Genomic DNA, 23,301 nt, shown 5'->3' with positions numbered 1-23,301 from the left:
CACGGCGCCACGCGCGGACCGGTTCAACCGCCGCGGGGCCTTTCCCAAGTCGCCCGCCGAAAGCCATTGCTGAGCGGCCGAACGGCCGGATAGCGTCACTCTGCCCCACCCGTCATGTACCTGCCCGAGATGTACCTGCCCGAGCACCATCCGTGCCTCGGGCGGTGTCGTTTCCGGGTGTCGTTCCCGGGTGTCGTTCCCGGGTGTCGTTTCCGGATGATGAGGAGATCCCATGCCCCCTCTGCGTTCCCGAGGCTCCAGACGCCGGCTGGCGATCGCCGTGCCCGTGGCGCTGTCGCTGACCGCCTCGCTCGGCTTCCTGACGCCGGCGGCCTCGGCCGCGCCCCGGGCGGCGGCCGGCGCACAGGCTACGGACGCGCCCGTCCTGTCCTACGTCGTCAACACCCGCGCCACCGACCACCGCACGCTCGCCGCGGTGCGGCGGGCGATCACCGCGGCCGGCGGCACCGTCGTGACCTCCTACGACCGGATCGGCGTCGTCGTCGCGCACGCGTCCGCCCCGGACTTCGCCGCACGGATACGCGCGGTGCCCGGCGTGCAGTCGGCGGGCGCCACCCGCACCGCGCCGCTGCCCGCGCAGTCGGCGGACGACCCGGGCACGCCGCAGGTGCTCAGCGCCGCGCAGGTGGCGAAGGCTCAGGCGGCCGACGGACAGGACCCCTTGGAGCCGCTGCAGTGGGACCTGCCGGCGATCAAGGCGGACAAGGCGCACGAGAAGACGCTGGGCAGTGCGAAGGTCACCGTCGCCGTGATCGACACGGGCGTGGACGACACCCACCCCGACATCGCGCCCAACTTCGACCGCGCCGCCTCCGTCAACTGCGTGTCGGGCAAGCCGGACACCACCGACGGGGCCTGGCGGCCCGGCGCGGCGGAGAGCCCGCACGGCACCCACGTGGCCGGTGAGATCGCCGCCGCGAAGAACGGCGTCGGCGTCACCGGCGTCGCGCCGGGCGTGAAGGTCGCCGGCATCAAGGTGGCCAATCCGGACGGCTTCTTCTACACCGAGGCCGTGGTGTGCGGCTTCGTGTGGGCGGCCGAGCACGGCGTCGACGTGACCAACAACAGCTATTACACCGACCCGTGGTACTTCAACTGCGCCGACGACCCCGACCAGAAGGCGCTGGTGGACGCCGTCACCCGGGCCTCGCGGTACGCGGAGCGCAAGGGCGCCGTCAACGTCGCCGCGGCGGGCAACGAGAGCTACGACCTGGCGGCCGACTCGATCACCGACCCGGTCTCCCCCAACGACTCCGGCTCCACCCCCGCGCCGCGGACCATCGACCCGCGCCGCTGCTTCGACATCCCGACCCAGCTGCCCGGCGTGGTCACGGTCGCCGCGACCGGCGCCAAGGGCGTCAAGTCGTCGTTCTCCAACTACGGTCTCGGCGTCATCGACATCGCCGCGCCCGGCGGTGACTCCACCGCCTACCAGGCGCCGCAGGCCCCGGCGACCAGCGGCCTGATCCTGGGCCCGCTGCCCGGCGGCAGATGGGGCTACATGGCCGGCACGTCGATGGCCACGCCGCACGTGGCCGGCGTCGCGGCCCTGATCAAGTCGGCCCACCCGCACGCCTCCGCCGCCCTGGTCAAGGCCCTGCTGTACGCGGAGGCCGACCGCACGCCCTGCACCGACCCGTACGACATCGACCACGACGGCAAGGTCGACGCGGTGTGCGAGGGCACGAAGAACCGCAACGGCTTCTACGGCCGGGGCGTCGCGGACGCGCTGGACGCGGTGACCAGGTAGCGGGCGGCGCGTCACGGCGCGCGCACCGGGCCGGGCCGGACAGGAGGTGGGGCAGCACCTGTCCGGCCCGGCTTGTATGACCCGGCTTTCATATTGATTGAATCAATACCGCATAGTGCAGTCATGACAGGCATGACGGGAATCAAGTTCGCCTGGTCGGAACTGGGCGGCGACCCCGCCCTTGTGGAGCGGGTCCTCACCGTCCCCCGCGAGGGCGCTCTCGCGGCGCGGCTCCCGGTGCGGGAGCTGGCCCGGGCCTGCGTGGCGGTGTGCGCGCTGGCCGCGGCGGAGCGGGGAGCGCGGCGGGCCGGGCTCGCCGCGGTGCCGCGGGTGCGGGTGGACGACGGCGCGGTGGCGGCCGCGTTCACCAGTGAGCGGCACCTGCGGGTGGACGGGCGGGCGCCGGCCGTGTTCGCGCCGCTGTCGCGGTTCTGGCGGACGGCCGACGGCTGGGTGCGCACGCACGCCAACTACCCGCACCACCGCGCCCGGCTGCTGTCCGCGCTGGGCGTGCCGGACGATCCGGCCCGGGTCGGGGCGGTACTGGCCGGGCGCCGCGCCCACGAGGTGGAGGAGACCGTCCACGCGGCCGGCGGCCTCGCGGCGGCGCTGCGCACCCCCGAGGAGTGGGCGGCGCACCCGCAGCACGCCGCCCTGGCGGCGCGCCCGCTGGTCGAACGGGACCGGACGGACACCGCGCCCGCGCGCCCGCCGGCGCCCCTGGACGGCTCCCCCCTGCTGCCCGCCGCCGGGCTGCGCGTCCTGGACCTGACCCGGGTCCTCGCCGGGCCGGTCGCCACCCGCACCCTCGCCCTGCTCGGCGCGGACGTGCTGCGGGTGGACGCGCCGCACCTGCCCGAACTGGCCGACCAGCACGCGGACACCGGCTTCGGGAAGCGCTCCACGGTGCTGGACCTGACCCGCGCGGCCGACCGACGCACCTTCGAGGAACTGCTCGCCGCGGCGGACGTCGTGGTCACCGGATACCGGCCCGGCGCCCTGGACCGGTTCGGCCTCGCGGCGCCGGAGCTGGCCGCCCGGCGGCCCGGCCTGGTGGTGGGGCAGCTGTCGGCGTGGGGCGCGTACGGGCCGTGGGGCGGGCGGCGCGGCTTCGACAGCCTGGTGCAGGCGGCCACCGGCATCGCCGTGCTCGAGGGCTCGGCCGGGCAGCCGGGCACGCTGCCCGCGCAGGCCCTGGACCACGGCACCGGCTACCTGCTGGCGGCCGCGGTGCTGCGGGCGCTGACGGAGCAGGCCGAGGAGGGCGGCGGCAGGATCGTACGGCTCGCGCTGGCGCGTACGGCGGGCTGGCTGACCGGCGGCCTCACCCGGACGGAGGAGAAGGCGGCACAGGCCTGCGAGGGGCCCCGGCCGTGGCTCGCGGAGCGGGACAGCCGGCTCGGGCGGCTGCGGTACGCGCTGCCGCCGGTCGCCTTCACGGGCGGCCCCGCCGACTGGGCGCGCCCTCCGGTGCCGTGGGGCACGGACGCCGCCCGCTGGACGTGAGCGGGCCGGGCGAACCGGCAGGGCCCTCCCCGGCGTGCACGGAAGGGGAAGGCCCACGTCTATGCACACGGACAGTGCACGATCCGTTCCGCTGCGTTTGCCTCACCGCGCCCCGCCTGGTGACGATCGGGAGGTGACGCTGATACGACCGACCTCCGAGGCGGCCCGCCCTCGCGGACTCGTCCGCGGCACCGGCGCCGGCCGCGCCGCCGCAGTCCTCGTCCTGACCCTGCTGGCCGCCCTGATCCCGCTCCTGGGCCCGTCCGCCGCGCTGCACGGCACCGGTGAGGCCGCGGCGCCCGGCACGGCGGGTATCGGGCTGCTGCGCACGGTGCTGTTCGCCGCGCTCGCCGTCCTGGCGGGCGAGTTACTGGTGCACCGGCTGGCCCGCCGGCTGCCCGGCGCGCCCGCGCCCGCGCCGATGCCGCGCGGCTGGTCCGCGTACGCCGCCGTCGCCGGCCTGGCCGCGGCGCTCGGGCTCGCCCTGGTGGTGGCGACCGGCAACCTCGTGCCCCACCACCTCTCCCAGATCGACCTGGGCGGCCTGTACCGGACCCGGGACGGCGCGCTGGCCCTGCTGGAGGTCAACGCCTTCCTCGTGGCCGCCCTGTGCGCCGCCTCCCGCCGCCCCGCGACGCAGGCGTGGCCGCTGGCCGCGGTGGTCGCCGCCGAGGCGCTGCGCGCGCACCCCACCACCGAGCACAGCCCGCTGGTCGGCTCGGCCTTGACGGTGGTGCACCTGACCTGCGCGTCCCTGTGGACGGGCGCGCTGCTGCACACGCTGCGCACCTGCGCACGGTGGCGCGGCGGCCCGGCCGCGGCCGCTCTGCTCGGCCGCTACGCGCGCGTGGCCGCCGTCCTGCTCGCCGGGGTGACCGCGACCGGGGTGTGCAGCTCGCTGCGCCGCATGCCCCCGCACTCCGTCCTCGAGCAGCTCACCGGCACCGCCTACGGCCGCGTCCTGCTGGCCAAGGTGGTCCTGGTGGCCGGTGTCGCCCTGCTCGCCCTGTGGGCGCGCACCCGGCTGCACCGGGCCGCCGACCCGCTCACCGCGTGCCTTCCCGCGCGCGTGGAGGTCGTCGCGCTGGGCGCGGTGGTCGCGGTGTCCGGGCTGCTGACGGCGCTGCCGCTGCCCCTCCCCTGGTGAACCCGTCACGTCCGGCGGCCTCCGCCACCTCAGGGACCTCACGGGCCTCATGGACCTCATGGACCTCACGGGCCTCGCCCACCTCCTCGTGGCGGGCCGCCGGCGGCGCCGTACCGCCCCTCAGCGCGCCCGTCACCAGCAGGAACTGCGCGGCGACGTAGGTGAGCATGATCCAGAAGTCGGGGCGGGGCGGCCGGGGCCAGTCCGCGAGGCCCGCCGCGATGAGCGTGTCGGAGAGCACGAACAGCGCCCCGCCGGCGCCCGCCACCGCGCCGAGGCGGACGGCGGCACCGTAGGCCATGGTGGTGAGCAGGACGCCGTACGCGGCGACCGGGACGCGCAGGCCGACGGGCAGGTCCGGCCACAGCAGGGTGACGGCCGCGGCGAGCGCGGCGGCGTAGGCGGGCGCGAGCAGCCGGCGGCCGCGCGGATGCGGGGCGCCGGCCGCGGTCCCGTGGGCCCGGAACAGCAGCAGGTAGCAGACGTGCCCGGCGGCGAAGCAGGCCATGCCGGCGAGGAAGCCGGGCGTGCCGTCGGTCAGCAGGAGCACGTCGCCGCCCCAGCCGCACAGCAGCGCGGCCAGCAGCGGGCGCGGCGCCCGGAAGCCGGCCGCGGCGGCGGCCAGCAGGGGCATCAGCAGCGGTTTGACCACCGCGTGCCCGGTGCCGGCGCCGGCCGCGAGGCAGGCCAGGTCGGCGGCGCCGGCGAGGCCGTAGGCGGTCAGGAGCAGACGGGGCGTCCTCACGCGGTCGCGGTCTCCCGGGCCGTCTCCTCATCCGCGGGGGCCGGCTGCCACCCCGGCCCGCGCAGGAGGTGCCCCACGCGCTGGCGCCAGCCGGCCGCCGCCCTCAGGTCGCGGGCGAGGGCGACGTACTCGTGCGTGGCGACCCGCAGCGGGTTGTAGGTGGCGATGTTCTTCGTCAGCCCGTACACGGGCCGCTCGGTCTCCGGGACGAACGTGCCGAACAGCCGGTCCCACACGATGAGGATGCCACCGAAGTTGCGGTCCAGGTAGCCGCCCTGGGAGGCGTGGTGGACGCGGTGGTGGGACGGCGTGTTGAAGACGAACTCGAACCAGCGGGGCATCCGGTCGATGCGCTCGGTGTGGATCCAGAACTGGTACACGAGGTTCGCCGAGGAGCAGAAGGCGAGCGCGGCCGGGTGCACGCCGGCGGCGACCAGCGGCAGGTAGAACGGCCACACGGTCAGCGACGTCCACGGCTGGCGCAGCGCCGTCGTGAGGTTGAACCTCCTGCTGGAGTGGTGCACCACGTGACAGGCCCACAGGATGCGGACCACGTGGTGCCCGCGGTGCGACCAGTAGTAGCAGAAGTCCTGCGCGAGCAGCATCAGCGGCACCGTCCAGCCCAGGACGGGCACGCGCAGCGGCGTCAGCTCGTACACCGCCGAGTAGATCGCGACGATCGGGATCTTCCACAGGAAGTCGAAGACGAGGCTGCCGAGCCCCATCGTCACGCTGGTCGCCGTGTCCTTCGCCTCGTACCCGGCGGCGTCCTCGTCGGGGTGCAGGCGGTAGCTCACCATCTCCACGACGGTGAGCAACACGAAGGCGGGGATCGACCACAGCACGACATCGGGCAGGTTCGGCATGCACCGCACGGTAGAGCCGCCCGTCCGGTCGCCGCCAGAGGTTGTTACTCACAAGTATTTCCGACGGTGAGCGCTTGCTTCTTGGCAATCTCCACCAAAGCGCCCGCGGAACGGACGTTCCTTGCCCGGACCGGGTCCGAGCCGTGCCCGGACCCCGCCCGGGCCCCGCTTGGGCCCCGCCTGGGCCTCGGCTAGACTCCGGCCGCGCCCAGCAGGGTCCCCGCCGCGTACGTCACCCCCATCGCCAGCGCCCCGCCCAGCACGTTGCGCACGACCGCCGGCCGCGCCCTCGCCGCCCCCAGGCGGGCGCTGCTCCAGCCGGTGAGGCAGAGCGCGGCGAGGACGGAGACGACGGTGACGCCCAGCCGCCAGCGGGCCGGGGGCAGGACGATGGCGAGCAGGGGCAGCAGGGCGCCGACCGTGAAGGACAGGAAGCTGGCCCAGGCGGCGTGCCAGGCGTTGGTGAGCTCGTCGGGGTCGATGCCGAGTTCCACGCGCGCGTGCGCCCGCAGCGCGTCGCGCTCGGTGAGCTGCTCGGCGGCCTCCCGGGCCACCTCCTCCGACATGCCCCGCTCCCGCAGCATCCGCGTCAGCTCGGCCAGCTCCTCCTCCGGCTGCTCGCGCAACTCCCGCTTCTCCTGGGCGAGGGCGGCCTTCTCCGCGTCGCGCTGCGTGGACACCGACACGTACTCGCCGGCCGCCATCGACATGGAGCCGGCGAGCAGCCCGGCCAGACCGGCGGTGAGCAGGGTCGCGCGGTCCTGGGTGGCGCCGGCCACGCCGACGACGAGTCCCGCGGTGGAGACGATGCCGTCGTTGGCGCCCAGCACCGCCGCCCGCAGCCAGTTGAGCCGTTGACCGAGCGCGCCGCCGTGCGCCTCGTCGTGCGTGGGTTGTGTCGTGGGTTCCGTCACACGGGCAGGATCCCACCCCCGGCGTCCCCGGGCGCACCGGTCCCGCGGCGGGTCCGCGTCCGCGGCCCTCCCGCGTCAACAGGGCCGTCCGGCGGCGTCGTTGAGGGCGGTCCCGCACCCTTGCCCTGCCGAGGACCGTCCGGCGGTGCCGCCGAGGACCGTCCCGCGGACTCCGGGCACGCGGGACGGCACGGCCGGCGGGCCTTGCCGGGGAGCACCGGAAAGGACGGCGGCCGGCGCCTTCGGGGCCGAAGTGTCAGTCCCGGCCCGTATCCTCATGGACCATGCTCGAAGACCGAACGACCGCAGCGTCCACGCCTCCCGCGTGGCCGGCCGCGTACCCGGAGGGGTACGCGGTCGTCGACGTCGAGACGACGGGCCTGTCCCGGAGCGACCGCATCGTCTCGGCGGCCGTCTACCGGCTGGACGCCCGCGGCGAGGTCGAGGACCACTGGTACACGCTGGTCAACCCGGAGTGCGACCCGGGCCCCGTGTGGATCCACGGTCTGACGAGCGACGTACTGCGCGAGGCGCCCCTGTTCCGGGACGTGGCCGAGGAGTTCGCGGCCCGTCTCGACGGCCGGGTGCTCGTCGCGCACAACGCCGTCTTCGACTGGCAGATGATCGCCCGGGAGTACGCGCGCGTGGAGCGCGAGGCCCCGGTGCGGCAGCGGCTGTGCACCATCGCCCTCGCCAAGGAGCTGAGGCTGCCGCTGCCCAACCACAAACTGGAGACGCTGGCCGCGCACTTCGGCGTCGTGCAGCGGCGGGCGCACCACGCGCTGGACGACGCGCGGGTGCTGGCGGAGGCGTTCCGGCCGAGCCTGTGGGCCGCGGCCGCGAGCGGCGTCCGGCTGCCGCTGCACGAGTGCCGGCCGCTGACGGAGTGGGTCGACCGCTCCGCCCCGCGCGCCGGCCGGCAGGCGGGTTACGGCGGCTACCGCGCAGGCGGCTGGCGCCCCTCCCGCAAGCGGCCCGCGTGCCCCTACCCCAATCCCGGCCGCTACGAGGAGGGCAAGCGGCTCAAGCAGGGCATGCGGGTGGCGTTCTCCGGTGACACGTCGGTCGAGCGCGAGCTGCTCGAGGACCGTGCCGTGGAGGCCGGGCTGCACGTCGCGACCAGCGTCTCCCGGCTGACCAGCCTGCTGGTGACGAACGATCCGGACTCCGGCACGTCCAAGACGGTCCGCGCCCGGCAGTACGGCACGCCGATCGTCGACGAGGCGGCGTTCGGGCAGCTGCTGCAGGACGTGGAACCGGCGGACGGCTGACGGGCCCCGGCGACGGGAACGGCCGGGCGGGCCCCGGCGGCGAGAACGGCGGCGCGCGGGCCCGGCGACGGGAGCGACCGAGTGGACCCTGACGGCGGGAACGGCCGGGCGGTCGAGGGCCGGACGTGCCGGGACACCGCGTCAGACGGGTGATTGCGCCGCGACTCGCCCGGAGGCCGCTCGCCCCGGCGGCGGGGACGGCTCACCCTGTGGCGCATGGCGAGATGCGAAGTTTGCGGCAATGACTACGGAATGACCTTCGAGGTCCACGCCCAGGGCGCGGTGCACGTCTTCGACTGCTTCGCGTGCGCGATCCACCGCATGGCCCCCATCTGCGAGCACTGCCGTGTCCAGATCATCGGCCAGGGCGTCGAGGTCGAGGGCCACTGGTACTGCGGTGCCCACTGCGCGCGGGCGGAGGGGGAGGTGGGGATCGTCGACCGGGTGTGACGTGACGGGGCGACCGGTCCGCCGTCGCCCCCGTACCGCGGCACCGCGCGCCGTCGGCCCCCGCCACCGCGGGGCTGGCAGCTCCCTGACGGCCCGGCGGAAGGACCCTCCCGCCGGGGAGGCGCGGGCGCGCGGTACGGTCGAGTCGTGTACCGCTTCCTGTTGACCCGCCAGTGGGTGATCCTCACCCTCGTGGCCCTCCTGCTCGTCCCGACGATGATCAGGCTGGGTTTCTGGCAGCTGCACCGGCACGACCACCGGCAGGCGCTGAACCGGGTGATCAACGCCTCGCTGGCGGCCAAGCCCGTGCCCGCCGAGTCGCTCACCTCGGTCGGCGGAACGGTGGCGCACGACGACATCTACCGCCGGGTGACGGCGAAGGGGCACTTCGACACGGCGCACGAACTGGTGGTGCGCCGGCGCACGAACGCCGACGGCCAGGTCGGCTACCACGTCCTGACCCCGTTCGTGCTGGACGACGGCAAGACCCTCCTGGTCAACCGGGGCTGGGTCCCCTCCCCCGCCTCGCAGACCGCCTTCCCGAAGATCCCGGCCCCCGCGCGCGGCGAGGTCACGATCACCGGGCGGCTGATGCAGGACCAGACCACCGCCGCGAGCGGCATCAAGAACGTCAAGGGCCTGCCGGACCGGCAGATCATGCTGATCAACAGCAGGCAGGTCGGCGCGCTCCTGCGGGCCGAGGGCGCGCCCCACGCCAAACAGGTCCTCGGCGGCTACGTCGAACTGGTCTCCCCCGCTCCCCGGGGCGGCAGCCCGGAGCCGATCCCGTCGCCCAAGGAGGACAGGAGCTGGATCGGGGTCGGCGACATCAACCTGCCGTACGCGATCCAGTGGTGGGTGTTCGCGGCGGCCGTTCCGCTCGGCTGGTGGCTGCTGGTCCGCCGGGAGGCCCGCGAGCGGGCGCAGGCGGCGGCGAGGAAGACGACCGACGAGGCGGAACCGGCCTCGGTCTAGGCGACCCCACGGACCCCACGGACCCCGCGGACCCCATGGACCCCGCGGATGCCACGGACGCCGCGGAGTTCCCGGCACCCGGCCCGATCGCCCGCCCGATCCCCCGGCCTCCGGTCCCCGGGAACGGCCCGATCACCCCTCGATCCCCCCGGGAACGGCCCGATTGCCTCCTCCTTCCCCGGGAATCCGGTCATCCGTGCACCCGCGGATCGAGGACTACGCGCTCATCGGCGACGAACAGACCGCCGCCCTGGTCGGCCGGGACGGCTCCGTCGACTGGCTCTGCCTGCCCCGCTTCGACTCCGGCGCCTGCTTCGCGCGGCTGCTGGGCACCGAGGAACACGGCCACTGGCGCATCGCCCCGGTGGGCGCCGGCCCGTGCACCCGGCGCGCGTACCGGCCGGACACCCTCGTCCTCGACACCGAGTGGGACACCCCCGAGGGGTCCGTCCGCGTCACCGACCTGATGCCGCAGCGCGACCGCGCCCCGGACCTGGTCCGCGTCGTCGAGGGCCTCGCCGGGCGGGTGACGGTGCGCAGCACGCTGCGGCTGCGTTTCGACTACGGCTCGATCGTGCCGTGGGTGCGCCGGGTCGACGGCCACCGGGTCGCCGTGGCGGGCCCGGACTCGGCGTGGCTGCGCAGCGAGCCGGAGGTGCCCACCTGGGGCGAGGACCGCGCCACCTGCTCGGAGTTCACGGTGGCCGCGGGCGAGAAGGTGGCGTTCGTCCTGACCTGGCACCCCTCGCACGAACCGCGCCCGCCGCTGATCGACCCGTACGAGGCGCTGGAGAACAGCGTGGCGGACTGGCGGGCCTGGGCCGCGCGCTGCACGTACGACGGCCCGTACCGGGACGCCGTCGTGCGCTCCCTGATCACGCTGAAGGCGCTGACGTACAAGCCGACCGGCGGCATCGTCGCCGCCGCCACGACCTCGCTGCCGGAGGAGACGGGCGGGGTGCGCAACTGGGACTACCGCTACTGCTGGCTGCGCGACTCCACCCTCACCCTCGGCGCGCTGCTGTCGGCGGGCTACCACGACGAGGCCGAGGCGTGGCGCGACTGGCTGCTGCGCGCGGTCGCCGGCGACCCGGCGAAGCTGCAGATCATGTACGGCGTGGCGGGTGAGCGGCGGCTGCCGGAGCTGGAGCTGCCCTGGCTGCCCGGCTTCGCCGGCTCGGCGCCGGTACGCATCGGCAACGGCGCCGTCGAGCAGCTCCAGCTCGACGTGTACGGCGAGGTCATGGACACCCTGGCGCTGGCCCGCCGCTCGGGGCTGGCGCCCCGGCCGGACGTCTGGGCGCTGCAGCGCGCGCTGATGGAGTTCCTGCGCACCGCGTGGCGGCGGCCGGACGAGGGGCTGTGGGAGGTACGCGGCGGGGCGCGCCACTTCGTGCACTCCAAGGTGATGGTGTGGGTGGCCGCGGACCGGGCGGTGCGCACCCTGGAGGAGCACCCGGAGCTGGACGGGGACCTGGAGGGCTGGCGGGCGCTGCGCGACGCGGTGCACCGGGAGGTGTGCGAGAAGGGCTACGACCCCGAGCGCAACACCTTCACCCAGTTCTACGGCTCGCGGGAGCTGGACGCCGCGCTGCTGCTGATCCCGCGCGTCGGCTTCCTGCCGCCGGACGACCCGCGGGTCGTCGGCACCATCGACGCGGTGCGCGGCGAACTCGGCGAGGACGGCTTCCTGCGCCGCTACAGCACCGACGGCACGGTGGTCGACGGGCTGCCGGGCAGCGAGGGCGCGTTCGTCGTGTGCTCGTTCTGGCTCGCGGACGCGCTGCACCTGACCGGCCGGACCAAGGAGGCGCGGGAGCTGTTCGAACGGCTGGTGGGCCTGGCCAACGACGTGGGGCTGCTGTCGGAGGAGTACGACCCGGTGACCGGGCGGCAGCTCGGCAACTTTCCGCAGGCGTTCAGCCACATCGGGCTGGTGAGCACCGCCCTCGCTCTCTTCGGTGACGAGCGGGCAGGATAGGGCCATGGATCTTGCACTGAGGGACCGGGTGTACGTCGTCACCGGGGCCACGCGCGGCCTGGGCAACGCGGTCGCGCGCGAGCTCGTCGCCGAGGGCGCGAAGGTGGTGCTGAGCGGGCGGGACGAGAAGACCGTCGCCGAGGCCGCCGCCGCGCTGGGCCCGAACGCCACCGGGGTGGCCGTGGACAACGCCGAGGCCGACGCCCCCGAGCGGCTGATCGCCACCGCGCGGGAGCGGTTCGGCGGCTTCCACGGCGTCCTCGTCAGCGTGGGCGGGCCGCCGCCCGGCTTCGTCGCCGACAACACCGACGAGCAGTGGCGGGCGGCCTTCGAGACGGTGTTCCTGGGCGCCGTACGGCTGGCCCGGGCGGCCGCCGCGGCGCTGGAGGAGGGCGGCGTCATCGGCTTCGTCCTGTCCGGCTCGGTGTACGAGCCCATCCCCGGCCTGACCGTCTCCAACGGCCTGCGGCCCGGGCTCGCCGGCTTCGCCAAGTCCCTCGCCGACGAACTCGGCCCGCGCGGCATCCGCGTCCTCGGGCTGCTGCCCGGCCGCATCGACACCGACCGGGTGCGCGAGCTCGACGCCCTGTCCGCCGACCCGGAGGCCACCCGCGCGGCCGCCGAGTCCCGCATCCCGCTGCGCCGCTACGGCACCCCGGAGGAGTTCGGCCGCGTCGCCGCGTTCGCCCTGTCCCCGGCGGCGTCGTACCTGACGGGTGTGATGCTGCCGGTGGACGGCGGGGCACGCCGGGGGTTCTAGGACACACCGGTTTTAGGGGGCACGCCGGTTTTTGGGCGCCGGGGTTCCGGGGGCGCCAGAGTTTCGGGGGCGCCGGGGTTCCGGGGGCGCGCCGGGGATTCTGCGCCCCCGGCCGTGACGTCCGGACCCCGCCCTCTCCGCCTTCTCCGTCCTCTCCGTTCGGTCCGTCCGGGCGTCAGCTCACCCGCTCCGCGCGGTGTCCGGCGGCCCTCATCCGCACCTCCGTCGGCAGGGCGGCGAGGCGTGCCGAGTCGCGGGCGTGGGCGAGGGGGCCGGTGGTCAGGTCGTGCAGGACGGTGGCGGGGTCGGCGTCGTCCGCGAGGAGGAGCCGTACGCGGGCGGCGGGGGCGGTGCGGCGGCCGGTGAGCAGGACGTGGGCGCGGGCGATACCGGGCACGCCGGCGGCCTCGCCGGCGAGGGCGTCCTCCAGGGCCCGGCCGTGCAGCAGCGCGCCCTCGCCGTCGCCGGTGTCGACGAGCACCGTGGCGAGCCGGCGCCGCCGCAGGGCGGCCACCAGCCACCACAGGGCGAGCAGCAGCAGGACGGCCAGTGCGGCCAGGACGGTGGGCCACCACCAGCCGGCGTCGCGCCACCGGGTCCGTTCGGAGTCGCTGAGCAGGACGTCGTGCGGCCCGTCGTGGATCCACCAGGCGGGCGGCCGTACGCCGAGTCCGATAGCGAGCACGCCGCCGCCGAGGGCGACGAGCACCAGTCCGGCCAGGCCCACCAGCACGCGGTTGACGACTCGCATGGTCTCACCCCTCCCGCCGGGGCCGCCCGACGTGCACGGACAGCACGACAGGCCGTGCCAGGCCCAGTCCCCGGACCGCGTCCGCGAGGACCTCGTCCAGGTCGGCGCGCACGTCGTCGAGGGCGCGGAAGTGGGACACGGCCCGCACATCGGCGCGGGCCCGCCGCATCCGCACCCGCACCGACCGCACTCCGGAGACCTCCATGGCCCGGTCCCGCAGGACCAGCGCGGCGGCGTCCCGGTGCAGCCAGGCGCGCACGTCGGGGCGGGTGCCGGCCATGGGCAGCAGGCGCCGCATGCCGGGCGTGGCGGCCAGGACGACCAGCCACAGGCCGAGGGCCGCGGCGACGCCGGCGCCGGTCAGGACCCAGGGGTCGTCGAGGGGTCGGGTGGCGAGTTGCCGGGCCAGTTCGCGCCGCCAGCGCAGGCCGGGCCGGTGGGCGCGCACGGCGGCGATGTCGTAGAGGAAGGCGCCCGCGCCCGCGAGGAGCAGCAGGGCGACGAGGGCGGCGGGGATCCGCCGCGCGGACCACAGGCGCCCGGCGGGGCGTGCCGTGCGGCCGTCGGCGGGCGGGTGCCCGCCGACCGCGTCGGCCGTCTCGTCGGCCGTCTCGTCGGCCGTCTCGTCGAGCGGGGGCAGGGGGCGGGTGGTGCCCGGGGCCTCCACGTCCCGGGGCTCGTTCATCGGGTCCTCCCGTGTGCCGCGCCGGGCACCGCCGTCGGATGCAGCCGTTCGACCTGGACGGCGACCTCCGGCACCTCCATCGCGGCCAGTGCGCGCACCCGCTCGGCGACCCGGCGGCGCACGGCCGCGCCGGCGGCGCCGATGTCGCACGGGTAGGCCAGTTCGACGTGGACGCGGACGCGGGCGGTGCCGTGGTGGACGACGACGGTGGCGTGCGGGGGCGCGGCGTCCGGCCGCAGCGGTCCGAGCGCCTCGTGCGCCGCCTGGGCCGCGATCTTGGCGACGACCCGGTCGGTGATCCGGGTGGCGCCGCGCTCGCCGGGCGGGACGGCGGTCACGGGTCTGCGGAGCTCACCGGCCCCCGTGGTCACGGGTCTGCGGAGCTCACCGGCCCCCGTGGTCACGGCCGTCACCGCCGCCGTTCGTCACGGGAGCGGAAGAAGTCGCCCGGTTCCAGGTCCCCCTCCAGGAACCGGCCCACGACGAACCCGATGGCGCCCAGCGCCGCCACCAGGAGGAAAGCCCCGAAACCGCCGAAATACCCGGCGAACCCCAACGCCATGCCGGCGATCATGCCGACCACGGCCATGTTCATGCTGCGCACTCCTAGGTTGTCGGTCGCCGCGCCGTCCCGTCCTCCCCGGCCGGGTCACTGGATCCGGGGTTCCGGCTCCTCTTCCTCCTCCTCGGGCAGCTTGACGTCGGTCACGGAGATGTTGACCTCGACCACCTCCAGGCCGGTCATCCGCTCGACGGCCGCGATCACGTTCTCCCGCACGGCGCGGGCCACGTCGGCGATCGCCACGCCGTAGTCGACGACGATCTCCAGGTCGAGGGCGGTCTGCACCTCCCCGACCTCGGCCTTCACGCCGCGCGTCACCGACTTGGTGCTGCCGGGCACCCGGTCGCGCACGGCGCCGAAGGTGCGCGACAGCCCGCTGCCCATGGCGTGCACGCCCAGTACGTCCCGCGCGGCGAGCCCCGCGATCTTCTCCACGACTCCGTCGGCGATGGTGGTGCGGCCCCGGGTCGCGGGGTCCCCTCCGCCGCGCCGGGTCGCCTGCGTCTTGCGGGTCGTCGGGGTCTCCCCGACCTCCTGACCGCCGCCCGGGGCCTTCGCCAGGGTGGGGTCCGTCATGTCGGTCATCGCCGTACGTCCCTTTCGGTCGTTCTCCTAGGACCACCGTATGCGGGGTTGCGCGATTGTGCGCCGAAGATGCGGCAGGCTGGAGTAATGACGTGGGACGGGTGGGCGGGAGCGGTGCGGCGCCAGGTGGCGCTCGGCAGGCTGCTGCCGCTGGGCGGGCCGCGGGACGGCGCCTGGATCACGGAGCGGGCGGCGGGGGCGGTGCTGCGGCAGGCGGTGTCGGAGGTGCCGGGGGTGCGTCTCGGGCCGCTGCGGATCGAGCCGGCCGACCCCGGGGCGGCGTGCGAGCCGGTCGTGCCGCCTCCGCCGAGCGCGCTGCCGCCGGGCCCGCTGCGGATCTCGGCGGACTGCGCGGCCGGCGCGCGGGAGCCGCTGCCGACGGCCGCCGCCCGCCTGCGTACGGCCCTCGCGACCGCGGCCGTGGAACGGCTGGGCCTGGCGGTGACGGCCGTGGACCTGCGGGTGACGGAACTGCTGGAGACCGCGGAACCGGCGCCTGGGACGGCAGAGGCCGGGGGTGAGGGCAGGGGCGGAGGATCGAAGGGCGGCCGCGAGGTCCCCGCCGCCGAGGGCGGAGGCCCGGCACCGGGGACGGCAGAGGCCGGGGGTGAGGGCAGGGGCGGGGGACCGACGGGCGTCCGCGCGGTCCCCGCCGCTGAGGGCGGAGGCCCGGCGGGCGGCCGTGAGGCCCGCGTGGCCGGGGGCCGGGACCTCGCCGGCGGTGACGACGAGGCCCGCGTCGCCGAGGCGGCGGGTGCCGTCGCGGGCGTGGACGGGCTGACCGGGGTTCTGGGCGGGCTGGGCCGGGCGGTGCACATCGAGGCGCGGCAGGGCGGGACGGCGACCGTGCCGCGCCGCCATGTGCGGGTCGAGGTGGCGGTGCGCGCGGACCACCGGGCCGTGGACGTGGCCCGCGCGGTCCGCGCGGCGGTGACCGAGGCCCTGGCGGACCGGCCGACGGTGGCGGTGCTGGTCACGGCGGTCACCGCGACCGCGTGACCCTGCGTCCCGGTCGGCGGCCGATGATCGCCGGCCGGGACGCGGCGGTCCGTCACGGATGACGGGCCGTCGGCGCCCGCTCCGCCGGAGCGGCTCCGGCCGACCGGGCGCGGGGCGGCGGCACCGGCCGTCGACGGCTCCCCGCAGGGACACCCAGGCGGACCGGGCGTACGGCCGCACGCCCGTGCGCGTCGCTTTCGTGCGCCTTCGCCCGCCTTTATTCGCCGATGCCGGCCAGGTCCCGCAGTCGGCGTGCCTGTGCCTGCCGTTCGGCGGCCCGCTGCTCCTCGTAGGAGCGCTGCTGGGCGCCGCGCAGCAGCGCCTTGGTCTCGACGACGGCGTCGCGCGGCGCGGCGAGGACGGCGGAGGCGAGGTCGCGTGCGGCGGCGTCGAGCTGGTCCAGGGGCACGGCGATGTTGGCCAGGCCCGTGGCGACGGCCTCCTCGGCGCCGACGAAACGCCCGGTGAGGCAGATCTCCAGGGCGCGGGCATAGCCGACCAGCCCGACCAGCGGGTGGGTGCCGGTGAGGTCGGGCACCAGACCGAGGCTGGTCTCGCGCATGGCGAACTGCACGTCGTCCGCGACGACCCGCAGGTCGCAGGCGAGGGCGAGCTGGAAGCCCGCTCCGATGGCGTGTCCCTGGACGGCGGCGATGGACACCAGGTCGTTGCGCCGCCACCAGGTGAACGCCTCCTGGTACTCGGCGATGGTCGCGTCCAGTTCCGCGTCGCTGCCGCGCGCCAGGTCGAGGAAGGACGGCTCGCCGTCGAAGCCCTCGGGGGTGAACGCCTGCCGGTCGAGTCCGGCCGAGAAGGACTTGCCCTCGGCGCGCAGCACGACCACCCGGACGCTGCCCGGCAGCAGCCGCCCGGCTTCGGCGAGCGCCCGCCACAGGGCGGGACTCTGGGCGTTGCGCTTGGCCGGGTTGGTCAGCGTCACCGTGGCGATGGCGTCGTCCACGGCGAGCCGTACGCCGTTCTGGTCGAGGAGCGGTGCGCGGTCCCGTTTCCCGGATGATGCGTCGGGCGAAGCCATGGGGTGCCTCCGATGGGTGCGGTCGGACAAGTGACTGCACAGTAACCACCCGGCCGATCATCGGACCGACCGGGTGGCCACCATCGGAGAGCCGAGGTGCCGCCCGTGGTCAGGAAGGTCAGGAAGACGTCGTCGACGGGGACGACGGAGACGCTGCCTTCTTGCCGCGGGTCGCGCCACCACGTCCGCGGAGCGTGACACCCGACTCGCTGAGCATGCGGTGCACGAAGCCATACGAGCGGCCGGTTTCCTCGGCCAACGCCCGAATGCTCGCACCGGCGTCGTACTTCTTCTTCAGGTCTGCCGCGAGCTTGTCGCGCGCGGCGCCGGTCACCCGGCTGCCCTTCTTCAGAGTCTCGGCCACCCGTGCCTCCTCATGGGAAGTGCGCTCTGGTCTCCTCATGATCACCCCTCCGGGGCTTCATGGCCACCCATTCGGCAAGGTCCGTGAGACACGGTTTTGACGACGGGAGTGCATCCCCACATCCGGAATCGGGGATTCCGACCGTCGGCGTCCGGGCCGGCGAGCGGATTCCTCCGCGAAGTGCCAGGTCACAGCGGCGTGACGGCCGGGCTCCCGGAGACGGGGGTCCGGCCGCGAAATCGGTGTAGGACACACCGTGGTACGAGGAGATCTCACACAGATGAGGGATCACGGATCGGCCGAATGATCCATCACCGGGCGATCACCGTCCGGCCGGACGCGCGTCGCGCGGTGCGTGGCGCGCCGCGCGACGGACCGGACGGCGGCACACCGGGCGGCGCACCGGGTGGTGGGCCGCGCGCGGCGCGTCAGGCGCCGTGTGTCAGGCGAGCGCGACGAGGTCGGCGTAGTCGGCGCCCCACAGGTCCTCGACGCCGTCGGGCAGCAGGATGATCCGCTCCGGCTGCAGCGCCTCCACCGCGCCCTCGTCGTGGGTGACCAGGACGACGGCGCCCTTGTAGGTGCGCAGTGCGCCGAGGATCTCCTCGCGGCTGGCGGGGTCGAGGTTGTTGGTCGGCTCGTCCAGCAGCAGCACGTTGGCGGAGGACACGACGAGCGTGGCGAGCGCGAGGCGGGTCTTCTCGCCGCCGGAGAGGACCCCGGCCGGTTTGTCGACGTCGTCGCCGGAGAACAGGAACGAGCCGAGCACCTTGCGCACCTCGACCAGGTCCAGGTCGGGGGCGGCGGAGCGCATGTTCTCCAGGACCGTGCGGTCCGGGTCGAGGGTCTCGTGCTCCTGCGCGTAGTAGCCGAGCTTGAGGCCGTGGCCGGGGACGACCGCGCCGGTGTCCGGCTGCTCCACCCCCGCCAGCAGCCGCAGCAGGGTGGTCTTGCCGGCGCCGTTGAGGCCGAGGACGACGACCCGCGAGCCCCGGTCGACGGCCAGGCTGACGTCGGTGAAGATCTCCAGCGAGCCGTACGACTTCGACAGGCCCTCGGCCATCAGCGGCGTCTTGCCGCACGGCGCGGGCTCGGGGAAGCGGAGCCTGGCCACCTTGTCCTGCCGGCGCTCCTCCTCCAGGCCGGCCAGCAGCTTCTCGGCGCGGCGGGCCATGTTCTGCGCGGCGACCGTCTTGGTGGCCTTGGCGCGCATCTTGTCCGCCTGCGCGTTGAGGGCGGCGGCCTTCTTCTCGGCGTTGGCCCGCTCCCGCTTGCGGCGCTTCTCGTCGGCCTCGCGCTGCTGCTGGTAGAGCTTCCAGCCCATGTTGTAGATGTCGATGACGGAGCGGTTGGCGTCCAGGTAGAACACCTTGTTGACGACCGTCTCCACCAGGTCGACGTCGTGCGAGATGACGATGAAGCCGCCGCGGTAGGTCTTGAGGTAGTCGCGCAGCCAGACGATCGAGTCCGCGTCGAGGTGGTTGGTCGGCTCGTCCAGCAGCAGCGTGTCGGCCTCGGAGAACAGGATCCGGGCCAGCTCGACGCGGCGGCGCTGACCGCCGGAGAGGGTGCGCAGCGGCTGGGTGAGGACGCGGTCGGGCAGGTTGAGCGCGGCGGCGATGGTGGCGGCCTCGGCCTCGGCGGCGTAGCCGCCCTTGGTGAGGAACTCCGTCTCCTGCCGCTCGTACTGCTTCAGCGCCTTCTCGCGGGTGGCGCCCTTGCCGTGGGCGATGCGCTCCTCGTTCTCGCGCATCTTGCGCAGCAGGACGTCCAGGCCGCGCGCGGAGAGGATCCGGTCGCGGGCGAGCACGTCCAGGTCGCCGGTGCGCGGGTCCTGGGGCAGGTAGCCCACCTCGCCGGAGCGGGTGACGGTGCCGGCGGCGGGCAGCGCCTCGCCGGCCAGGACCTTGGTGAGGGTGGTCTTGCCGGCGCCGTTGCGGCCGACCAGGCCGATACGGTCGCCCTTGGCGACACGGAAGGTGGCGTTTTCGAGCAGGACGCGGGCACCGGCGCGCAGTTCGATGCCGGAGGCGGAGATCACTGGTCAGACTCCTGGGCGGTCGGGGTGGCGGGAGGGGTGACTGGGGAGGGGTCCCGCCGTCTAATGCGCTAGGAGAATGGCCATGCGGCCAGTCTACCGGGGGGCGCAAGCGGTTTTTCCGGGCGCGGGAGGGCCGGCGGAGACCCGTCCGGGGGAGGGCCGACGTCCGTTTTTCCTGGCGGGGCGTCAGTCAGTGGCAGAGCCACGGCCGGCGGAACCCGCGTATCGGCATCGATGTCAGTGGCCGGTGCAACACTGGGCTGCGAGCCGGACCGTGGTGCTTTCCGGCACCTTCCGGCGCTTTCGGGCACCGACTCACGAAGGAGTGATCGGCATGGCAGGCACGGACGGCGGACGCCCCGGCATCTGCCCGACGCTGCTGTACGCGGACGCCAAGGCCGCGATCCGGCAGCTCACGGAGGCCTTCGGTTTCAGGGAGCACGCGGTGTACGAGGGCGAGGACGGCTCGGTGGTGCACGCCGAACTGGTCCAGGGCAACGGCATGGTGATGCTCGGTTCCAAGGGCCGCGGGGGCGTCTTCGACACGGCGATGAAGGGCGCCGGTCCGAGCGGGGTGTACGTCGTGGTGGACGACGTCGACGCCCACCACCGGCGGGCCGTCGAGCACGGCGCCGAGATCCTCATGCCCCCGACGGACCAGGACTACGGCTCCCGCGACTACATGGCCCGCGATCTGGAGGGCAACGTCTGGAGCTTCGGCACCTACGCGCCCGGGACGGGCGGCTGACCCCGCGCGACCGCCCGCAGGGCGGCGGGGGCGCAGGGCCCGTCCCGGGACGGGCCGCGACGGGCGGTCCGGCTCGGGGACGGACTGCACCGGGCGGTCCGGCCCGGGACGGGAGGGGACGCGCCGCGGGTGTCGCCGTCCCCTCTCCCCCGCTCCTCGGCGGCGCGCCCGGCGGCGCCGGCGTCCGTCCGCTCCGCGCGGGGCGCGCCGTCCGTCCGCCTCGCGCGGGCGCGCGCGGGCGGCACGCCGGTGACGCCGTAGCCGACCCGCATCCGTCCCCGTCTCACGCGAGCGCGCGCGGGCGGTCGCGGTCAGTGCCCGCCCGTGTGGACCTGGAAGGCGGCGCGGCGGACGGCCTTGGCGAGGGCGGGGTCGGGGTGCGCGGCGGCGAGGGCGACGAGGACCTGGACGGTGCGGGGGTGGCCGACGGCGCGCACCTCCTCCAGCAGCTCGGGCACGGTGGGCTGGACCGCGGACTCCAGGTGCCGGACGAGCATGGAGGCCTCGCCGTGGTCGGCGACGGCGGCGGCGGTGTCGACCCACAGCCAGGTGGCCTCCTCGCGGGTGAGCACCTCGTGGGCGTCCTCGGGGTCGACGCCGTCGTGTTCGGCGAGCCACAGCAGGGCGTACGGCCGCAGGGCGGGCTCGTCGACGACGGCGCGCACGTCGGGCTCGGCGGGGGCGCCGACGACCCGCAGCGCCTCGAAGGCGAGACCGCGCAGCAGGGCGTCGTCGCCGCGGGCGGCCCGCAGGAGTTCGGAGACGGCGCCGGCGACGGGCCGGGCGGCGAGCCAGGCGCGGTACTCGGCGCGGGCGGCGTGGGGACGCAGCTGGGCGCAGCCGCGCAGCATCTCCTCGGCGGAGGCCTCGATGTTGCCGGCGGGGCTCTGGGCGGCGACGCAGATCTGCTCCAGCTTCACCCAGACCGCCCAGTTGCCCAGCGGGGTGAGCGTGGCCTGGCCGTCGCCGTAGGTGAGGGCGCCGACGGCGGCGAGGGCGCGCAGGGCCCAGTCGAGGAGGGGGGCGAGCGGGGCGTCGGGCGCCTCGGGCTGCTTCGGCTCCGGCCGGGGCGCGTACGTGATCTCGCAGCGTTCGGTGCGCAGCTCGGTGACCCGCTGCTCCAGCAGGTCCAGGAGCTGCTCGACCGGGACGGGACCGGCGGAGAGCTGGAGGAAGGAGAGGACCTGGGGCATGGCCGAGACGACCTCGGCGACGGCCGCGGGCTCCTGGCCGGTGGGCTCGGGGTGGGCGAGCGACCAGGCGTCGAACAGGGCGACCCAGCCGCGCAGGACGGCGCTGTCGTCGCGGTCCCAGGCGCGCAGCCGCCAGCCGGGCCGGGCGCGGCCGCCGTGCACCTCGACGAGTCCGGCGAGGCGCGCGGTGTCCCAGTCGGCGCGGACCTGAGCGGGGCTCAGGCCCAGTTCCCGGGCCGCCCGTTCGACGGCCGCGTCGGACAGGACGGCCTTGCCGTCGGCGGTGGCGTCGGCCCGGCCGGGGCCGAGGGCGGTGTCGGCCCAGCGGGCGACGCGGACCGCGCCGGCCAGTTCGGAGCGTGCCATTCCGGCCAGCTCCGCGGGGGCCGGGGTGCCCTCCGGCGGGCGGGGTGCCGGGCGACGGGTGCGTCGCTGGTTCACCGCTCTGGGGGCGGCGGCCAGCGGGCGCGGACGGACGAGTCGAAGTCTGGAGTCGCGCGGAGTACGGGACGTCACGGGTGCAGTCTTCCGGTTGACCGTCCGAAAACCCAAACGGAACGTCACGGCGGGCTGCGGAGGGGGTCGACGCGGCGGACGAGCAGGGGACGAGAGGGGGGAATCGGTCAACGGCGCGACGTCAAACGGAATGGGGGCGACCGGTCCTGCCGGGACCGCCGCCGCCCCCGCCGGGCCCGCACACCGCCCCCTACCCCGTGTGGCGGGCGTCACATGAACGGGGTCAGGAAGCGGCGCAGCGCCTCCTCGTACGCCTCGGGGTCGGCGTTCCACATCGCGGCGTGCGGGGCCCGGCGGACGGTGTGCAGGGCGACCAGATTGGGGCTGAGCTCGGCGAGGCGGCGGGAGAGGTGCCAGGGGGCCACCGTGTCGTCGGGTCCGTGGAAGACGAGGGTCGGCACGGTGAGCCGGGGCAGGTCGTCGGCGGCGGCGCGGTCGCCGTAGAGCCCGGTGCGGCCGCGGGCGGCGCGGACCGCGAGCGGCAGCAGCGCGCCCGGGGTGCGGCGGGCCGCGGCCAGCGCGCGCAGCGTCGTCTCCCAGCTGAGCACCGGCGAGTCCAGCACCAGCCCGGAGACGTACTCCCCCACGTCCGACCGGGTGACGGTGCGCAGGGCCATGGTGGCGCCGGTGGACCAGCCGTAGAGGACGACCCGCTGGGCGCCGGAGCGCAGGGCGTGGCGGACGGCCTCCTCCAGGTCGCGCCACTCGGTCTCGCCGAGGTGGTTCAGGCCGTCGGACGGGCGGGGCGCGCCGGGGTCGCCGCGGTAGGCGAGGTCGAGCACCGGGAAGCCGCGCCCGTGCAGGAACCCCAGGAGGTTGAGGGGGTGTTCGCGGGTGGCGCCGAGGCCGTGCACCGTGATGATCCAGGTGTGGCGCGGGCCGGGCACGAACCACGCGGGCAGCGGGCCGAGTTCGGTGCGGATCTCGACGTCGGTGTGGTCCAGGCCGAGGGCGGTGCGCGGATCGCCGACGTGCAGGGCGGGGGTGAGCCAGACCTTGTCGCCGGCCGTGAGGGTGCCGTGGTCGACGCGTTCGAGACGGCGGACGACGGTGTCGGCCGGGTGCGGGGCGGTGGTGAGGACGGGTCCGACCACGGCGTGGGCGCCGGCGCCGGTCAGGCCGTAGGTGCCGGGGCGCAGGGAGGCCAGGTCGCGGGTGAGGGTGATCCGGCCGGCGGCGGTGCCGTGCACGGTGAGCCGGGGCTCGGTGGGCAGGGGCCGGCCCGGGGGCGCCTTGAGCGCGGCGTCGCTGGCCAGACGGCCGGCGGCCACGCCGGCCGCCCCCGCGGCCAGCGCCACGGTGACGGCCGCGGCCGCCGCTCTGACGGTGCGCATGGGTCCAGTCTCGTGGCGGGCCCGGTCACCGGCCAGCGGGGCAAGAGCTCGGGATGACATGCCGGACATGCCAGAGCGGGTTCCAGCGGGAGGGATCCTCA

23 protein-coding genes are annotated in these 23,301 nt (G+C 75.4%); 10 read left to right on the top strand and 13 right to left on the bottom strand.

Annotated features, from left to right (window positions below; translation table 11 throughout):
* The first annotated feature begins 232 nt into the window (after window positions 1-232).
* The 3 genes from IE225_RS28880 to IE225_RS28870 all read left to right on the top strand — a co-directional run bounded on the left by IE225_RS28880 (window position 233) and on the right by IE225_RS28870 (window position 4,424).
* The gene (locus IE225_RS28880) at window positions 233-1,771 is read left to right on the top strand and encodes a S8 family serine peptidase (RefSeq protein ID WP_190060587.1); all 1,539 of its coding nucleotides are present in this window, start codon (window positions 233-235) and stop codon (window positions 1,769-1,771) included.
* A gap of 132 nt (window positions 1,772-1,903) precedes the next feature.
* Window positions 1,904-3,277 carry a CoA transferase gene (locus IE225_RS28875; RefSeq protein ID WP_190060610.1) on the top strand — a complete coding sequence of 458 codons (1,374 nt, stop codon included), beginning with the start codon at window positions 1,904-1,906 and terminating at the stop codon, window positions 3,275-3,277.
* A 133-nt stretch (window positions 3,278-3,410) separates the two neighbouring features.
* Window positions 3,411-4,424, top strand: coding sequence for a CopD family protein (locus IE225_RS28870; protein ID WP_229880150.1), 1,014 nt, complete (start codon window positions 3,411-3,413; stop codon window positions 4,422-4,424).
* On the opposite strand, the gene IE225_RS28865 is transcribed toward IE225_RS28870, so the two are convergent.
* From IE225_RS28865 to IE225_RS28855, 3 genes are all read right to left on the bottom strand, one after another.
* Window positions 4,324-5,169, bottom strand: a complete 846-nt coding sequence (locus IE225_RS28865) for a lysoplasmalogenase (RefSeq protein ID WP_190060585.1) — start codon at window positions 5,167-5,169, stop codon at window positions 4,324-4,326. The two genes, IE225_RS28870 and IE225_RS28865, sit on opposite strands and share 101 nt — an antisense overlap.
* On the bottom strand, window positions 5,166-6,035 hold the full coding sequence (locus IE225_RS28860) for a sterol desaturase family protein (protein ID WP_190060584.1): 870 nt from the start codon (window positions 6,033-6,035) through the stop codon (window positions 5,166-5,168). Before IE225_RS28860 ends, IE225_RS28865 begins: the two co-directional genes overlap by 4 nt.
* Window positions 6,036-6,226: 191 nt before the next feature.
* Complete coding sequence (locus tag IE225_RS28855) at window positions 6,227-6,949, bottom strand: VIT1/CCC1 transporter family protein (protein ID WP_190060583.1); 723 nt, start codon at window positions 6,947-6,949, stop codon at window positions 6,227-6,229.
* 284 nt (window positions 6,950-7,233) lie between these two features.
* On the opposite strand from IE225_RS28855, the gene IE225_RS28850 reads away from it, so the two are divergent.
* From IE225_RS28850 to IE225_RS28830, 5 genes are all read left to right on the top strand, one after another.
* The gene (locus IE225_RS28850; protein ID WP_190060582.1) at window positions 7,234-8,220 is read left to right on the top strand and encodes a DEDDh family exonuclease; all 987 of its coding nucleotides are present in this window, start codon (window positions 7,234-7,236) and stop codon (window positions 8,218-8,220) included.
* 216 nt (window positions 8,221-8,436) lie between these two features.
* Window positions 8,437-8,670: a metallothionein gene (locus IE225_RS28845; protein ID WP_190060581.1), complete on the top strand. Its 234-nt coding sequence runs from the start codon at window positions 8,437-8,439 to the stop codon at window positions 8,668-8,670.
* A gap of 147 nt (window positions 8,671-8,817) precedes the next feature.
* Window positions 8,818-9,645 (top strand): SURF1 family cytochrome oxidase biogenesis protein, encoded by an 828-nt coding sequence (locus IE225_RS28840; protein WP_190060580.1) that lies wholly within the window; start codon window positions 8,818-8,820, stop codon window positions 9,643-9,645.
* Between the two features lie 196 nt (window positions 9,646-9,841).
* The gene (locus tag IE225_RS28835) at window positions 9,842-11,626 is read left to right on the top strand and encodes a glycoside hydrolase family 15 protein (RefSeq protein ID WP_190060579.1); all 1,785 of its coding nucleotides are present in this window, start codon (window positions 9,842-9,844) and stop codon (window positions 11,624-11,626) included.
* A gap of 4 nt (window positions 11,627-11,630) precedes the next feature.
* Window positions 11,631-12,386, top strand: a complete 756-nt coding sequence (locus tag IE225_RS28830) for an SDR family oxidoreductase (RefSeq protein ID WP_190060578.1) — start codon at window positions 11,631-11,633, stop codon at window positions 12,384-12,386.
* A 175-nt stretch (window positions 12,387-12,561) separates the two neighbouring features.
* On the opposite strand, the gene amaP is transcribed toward IE225_RS28830, so the two are convergent.
* The 5 genes from amaP to IE225_RS28805 are packed head-to-tail and all read right to left on the bottom strand — an operon-like array spanning window position 12,562 to window position 14,969.
* Window positions 12,562-13,137: an alkaline shock response membrane anchor protein AmaP gene (gene amaP, locus IE225_RS28825; RefSeq protein WP_190060577.1), complete on the bottom strand. Its 576-nt coding sequence runs from the start codon at window positions 13,135-13,137 to the stop codon at window positions 12,562-12,564.
* A gap of 4 nt (window positions 13,138-13,141) precedes the next feature.
* Window positions 13,142-13,822, bottom strand: coding sequence for a DUF6286 domain-containing protein (locus IE225_RS28820; RefSeq protein WP_190060576.1), 681 nt, complete (start codon window positions 13,820-13,822; stop codon window positions 13,142-13,144).
* Window positions 13,819-14,193 (bottom strand): Asp23/Gls24 family envelope stress response protein, encoded by a 375-nt coding sequence (locus IE225_RS28815; protein WP_190060575.1) that lies wholly within the window; start codon window positions 14,191-14,193, stop codon window positions 13,819-13,821. The genes IE225_RS28820 and IE225_RS28815 overlap by 4 nt, the downstream gene beginning before the upstream one ends.
* A 38-nt stretch (window positions 14,194-14,231) precedes the next feature.
* Window positions 14,232-14,417: a hypothetical protein gene (locus IE225_RS28810; protein WP_190060574.1), complete on the bottom strand. Its 186-nt coding sequence runs from the start codon at window positions 14,415-14,417 to the stop codon at window positions 14,232-14,234.
* Window positions 14,418-14,471: 54 nt separating this feature from the next.
* Complete coding sequence (locus tag IE225_RS28805; protein ID WP_190060573.1) at window positions 14,472-14,969, bottom strand: Asp23/Gls24 family envelope stress response protein; 498 nt, start codon at window positions 14,967-14,969, stop codon at window positions 14,472-14,474.
* 87 nt (window positions 14,970-15,056) lie between these two features.
* On the opposite strand from IE225_RS28805, the gene IE225_RS28800 reads away from it, so the two are divergent.
* The gene (locus IE225_RS28800; protein WP_190060572.1) at window positions 15,057-15,968 is read left to right on the top strand and encodes a nucleopolyhedrovirus P10 family protein; all 912 of its coding nucleotides are present in this window, start codon (window positions 15,057-15,059) and stop codon (window positions 15,966-15,968) included.
* 217 nt (window positions 15,969-16,185) lie between these two features.
* Here IE225_RS28800 and IE225_RS28795 read toward each other — a convergent pair whose 3' ends face one another.
* From IE225_RS28795 to IE225_RS28785, 3 genes are all read right to left on the bottom strand, one after another.
* Window positions 16,186-17,004: an enoyl-CoA hydratase/isomerase family protein gene (locus IE225_RS28795; protein ID WP_190060571.1), complete on the bottom strand. Its 819-nt coding sequence runs from the start codon at window positions 17,002-17,004 to the stop codon at window positions 16,186-16,188.
* A gap of 118 nt (window positions 17,005-17,122) precedes the next feature.
* On the bottom strand, window positions 17,123-17,368 hold the full coding sequence (locus tag IE225_RS28790; protein ID WP_190060570.1) for a helix-turn-helix domain-containing protein: 246 nt from the start codon (window positions 17,366-17,368) through the stop codon (window positions 17,123-17,125).
* A 442-nt stretch (window positions 17,369-17,810) separates the two neighbouring features.
* Window positions 17,811-19,409 carry an ABC-F family ATP-binding cassette domain-containing protein gene (locus IE225_RS28785; protein ID WP_190060569.1) on the bottom strand — a complete coding sequence of 533 codons (1,599 nt, stop codon included), beginning with the start codon at window positions 19,407-19,409 and terminating at the stop codon, window positions 17,811-17,813.
* Between the two features lie 334 nt (window positions 19,410-19,743).
* On the opposite strand from IE225_RS28785, the gene IE225_RS28780 reads away from it, so the two are divergent.
* Entirely contained in the window at window positions 19,744-20,157 is a 414-nt protein-coding gene (locus IE225_RS28780) for a VOC family protein (RefSeq protein ID WP_190060568.1), read from the top strand.
* 311 nt (window positions 20,158-20,468) lie between these two features.
* Here the strand turns inward: IE225_RS28780 and IE225_RS28775 are convergent, their stop codons facing one another.
* A complete protein-coding gene (locus IE225_RS28775; protein WP_190060567.1) occupies window positions 20,469-21,866 on the bottom strand; it encodes a hypothetical protein in 1,398 nt (465 codons plus the stop codon).
* Window positions 21,867-22,075: 209 nt separating this feature from the next.
* On the bottom strand, window positions 22,076-23,200 hold the full coding sequence (locus tag IE225_RS28770; protein WP_190060566.1) for an alpha/beta hydrolase: 1,125 nt from the start codon (window positions 23,198-23,200) through the stop codon (window positions 22,076-22,078).
* Window positions 23,201-23,301 lie beyond the last annotated feature (101 nt).

Origin of the sequence: Streptomyces echinoruber (genome assembly GCF_014651135.1) — a bacterium.
GTDB lineage: Bacteria > Actinomycetota > Actinomycetes > Streptomycetales > Streptomycetaceae > Streptomyces > Streptomyces echinoruber.
Note: the sequence above shows the minus strand (reverse complement) of the source record. Positions and strands in the feature narration are given on the sequence as shown.

What these genes read in the sequence shown, in the direction of transcription:
- IE225_RS28820 (WP_190060576.1), bottom strand. Translation starts at nt 13,822, where the DNA reads ATGAACGAGCCCCGGGACGTGGAGGCCCCGGGCACCACCCGCCCCCTG.
- IE225_RS28880 (WP_190060587.1), top strand. Translation starts at nt 233, where the DNA reads ATGCCCCCTCTGCGTTCCCGAGGCTCCAGACGCCGGCTGGCGATCGCC.
- IE225_RS28795 (WP_190060571.1), bottom strand. Translation starts at nt 17,004, where the DNA reads ATGGCTTCGCCCGACGCATCATCCGGGAAACGGGACCGCGCACCGCTC.
- IE225_RS28810 (WP_190060574.1), bottom strand. Translation starts at nt 14,417, where the DNA reads ATGAACATGGCCGTGGTCGGCATGATCGCCGGCATGGCGTTGGGGTTC.
- IE225_RS28850 (WP_190060582.1), top strand. Translation starts at nt 7,234, where the DNA reads ATGCTCGAAGACCGAACGACCGCAGCGTCCACGCCTCCCGCGTGGCCG.
- IE225_RS28770 (WP_190060566.1), bottom strand. Translation starts at nt 23,200, where the DNA reads ATGCGCACCGTCAGAGCGGCGGCCGCGGCCGTCACCGTGGCGCTGGCC.
- amaP (WP_190060577.1), bottom strand. Translation starts at nt 13,137, where the DNA reads ATGCGAGTCGTCAACCGCGTGCTGGTGGGCCTGGCCGGACTGGTGCTC.
- IE225_RS28845 (WP_190060581.1), top strand. Translation starts at nt 8,437, where the DNA reads ATGGCGAGATGCGAAGTTTGCGGCAATGACTACGGAATGACCTTCGAG.
- IE225_RS28805 (WP_190060573.1), bottom strand. Translation starts at nt 14,969, where the DNA reads ATGACCGACATGACGGACCCCACCCTGGCGAAGGCCCCGGGCGGCGGT.
- IE225_RS28875 (WP_190060610.1), top strand. Translation starts at nt 1,904, where the DNA reads ATGACGGGAATCAAGTTCGCCTGGTCGGAACTGGGCGGCGACCCCGCC.
- IE225_RS28860 (WP_190060584.1), bottom strand. Translation starts at nt 6,035, where the DNA reads ATGCCGAACCTGCCCGATGTCGTGCTGTGGTCGATCCCCGCCTTCGTG.
- IE225_RS28800 (WP_190060572.1), top strand. Translation starts at nt 15,057, where the DNA reads ATGACGTGGGACGGGTGGGCGGGAGCGGTGCGGCGCCAGGTGGCGCTC.
- IE225_RS28830 (WP_190060578.1), top strand. Translation starts at nt 11,631, where the DNA reads ATGGATCTTGCACTGAGGGACCGGGTGTACGTCGTCACCGGGGCCACG.
- IE225_RS28780 (WP_190060568.1), top strand. Translation starts at nt 19,744, where the DNA reads ATGGCAGGCACGGACGGCGGACGCCCCGGCATCTGCCCGACGCTGCTG.